The organism is Pantoea sp. ME81 (assembly GCF_903970985.1).
In the GTDB taxonomy this organism is placed as follows: domain Bacteria; phylum Pseudomonadota; class Gammaproteobacteria; order Enterobacterales; family Enterobacteriaceae; genus Pantoea; species Pantoea communis.
In genome coordinates this window covers 1-1,680 of the sequence record NZ_CAJCKS010000339.1, presented here as the reverse complement: position 1 = coordinate 1,680, position 1,680 = coordinate 1, and the positions used below count along the sequence as shown (strand labels likewise).

2 protein-coding genes and 2 pseudogenes are annotated in these 1,680 nt (G+C 52.0%); 2 read left to right on the top strand and 2 right to left on the bottom strand.

Annotation, left to right across the window (positions count from 1 at the left end; all coding sequences use genetic code 11):
• A pseudogene (locus H7A81_RS27150) lies at positions 1–321 on the top strand (MFS transporter); the annotation flags it as partial.
• Positions 322–657: 336 nt separating this feature from the next.
• A complete protein-coding gene (locus H7A81_RS27145; protein WP_182059323.1) occupies positions 658–867 on the top strand; it encodes a CsbD family protein in 210 nt (69 codons plus the stop codon).
• 113 nt (positions 868–980) lie between these two features.
• Here the strand turns inward: H7A81_RS27145 and H7A81_RS27140 are convergent.
• Together H7A81_RS27140 and H7A81_RS27135 are read right to left on the bottom strand one after the other, a co-directional pair.
• Positions 981–1,073, bottom strand: a pseudogene (locus H7A81_RS27140) (hydroxyisourate hydrolase); the annotation flags it as partial.
• Positions 1,074–1,214: 141 nt separating this feature from the next.
• A partial coding sequence (locus tag H7A81_RS27135) for a methyl-accepting chemotaxis protein (RefSeq protein ID WP_255479063.1) occupies positions 1,215–1,680 on the bottom strand: 466 nt, incomplete at its 5' end.

Sequence of the window (1,680 nt, the reverse complement as noted above, 5' to 3'; positions counted from 1 at the left end):
GTAGCCTCCCTCGGTGACGGCATCGCCTTCATGCCCGCCATCCAGATACTGGACGGTATGGCGGCCGGTCTTCTCGGGGTTGCTGTGCCGGGCTTTGTGGTCAGGGTGCTTGACGGTAAAGGGCACACCAATGCCGGCCAGAGCTTTATCCTGCTTATGCAGGGTGCCGGCGCCGCCCTGAGCCCGGCCATGACGGGCACGCTGATTTCACACTACTCCTATTCCGCTGCGTTTGCCGTCATGGGCGCGCTGGCCATGCTTGCGCTGATCATCTGGGAGGGGGGACAGCGTGCCTCGCTGCTGTCGAGAAGCCACTCATGAAGGGGATAATTTCTGAGTTTTTGCCAAGCCATTCAGGATAGGATGATAGGGGGGTAGTGACATTAATTGTCATAAATAACAGTAATATAAGATAAATATATCACGCAGAGCATTTTTCCCCTGCAAGCCGCGGTGGGGATAGCTGGGTGATGCCGGCACGTAGCCGGAGAGGAGTCTTTCTGTCAGCCACGCCTGCCGTTTCGGCTGGTCATCCTTCAGAAAAAATCGGGGAATGTGACGTTGTGCAGGAAAATTTATCATGATGATTCATACTGTTTAGCACAAAGCTCTGCATGAAGCCCCTGAGGCCACAGACCATCAATCAAGGAGAACAGCATGAACGAAGATCGCATCAGCGGAAACTGGAAGCAGTTCAAAGGCAAAGTTAAGGAACAATGGGGCAAACTCACCGATGACGACATGGACGTGGCGGAAGGGAAACGCGACCAGTTGGTCGGCCGTATCTTGGAACGCTACGGTTACGGCAAGGAGCAGGCTGAGAAAGAGCTGAAGGACTGGGAAGACTCTAATCAGTTCAAATGGTAGGCATTGGGTACCCCTGATAAAAACCAGCGACGCGCCGGTTTTTTTATCAAATGTTTCCCTGATGAAACTTGGTGTGCCTGACCGACTCAGTTGCCCCGGTAAGTCGAGCACCCTTACTGACTGAGCAGCAGCGGGATATGATAGTGCTGATCGGCATTGTCCAGACTCAATATCACCGGGATCTCCGGGAAAAATGTCTGCTGATTAAAACTTTGTTCAAAATTTAATATTATGATGTGTCACAGGTCTTATTGTGACTTAAATTCTGTACAGCCCCTGACCTTATGTAGCAAAGTGTCCGACTAAACCGCAGCGAATAATTAACCCACACCCTCTTCTCAAAGACCTTATACCCTGAAGGCTTCAACCATTTCGCGCAGCGCGTGTGCCTGTTCAGACAGTGACTGTGAGGCAGACGAGGATTCCTCAACCAGCGCGGCATTATTCTGGGTTACTCCATCCATCTGACTGACGGCAATGCTGATCTGGGAGATACCCTGCATCTGTTCGGATGAAGCCAGTGATATATTATCTATGGATTCCGCCAGCTCACCCACCATACTGACAATTTTCATTATGCTGTGCCCTGCATCTGCGGCGGCGACCACGCCGCTGTCAACAACACTTACTGCCTCCACCATCAGTAGTTTGATGTCATGCGCAGCTCTCGCACTACGCTTTGCAAGCGTCCTGACTTCACCCGCCACCACGGCAAATCCCCGCCCTTCTTCACCTGCCCGGGCGGCCTCCACTGCGGCGTTTAAGGCCAGAATATTTGTCTGGAAGGCAATGCTTTCAATTAGGGATGTAATA

Excerpts from the sequence above, each read along its gene's own strand:
- H7A81_RS27145 (WP_182059323.1), top strand. The coding sequence starts at position 658 with ATGAACGAAGATCGCATCAGCGGAAACTGGAAGCAGTTCAAAGGCAAA.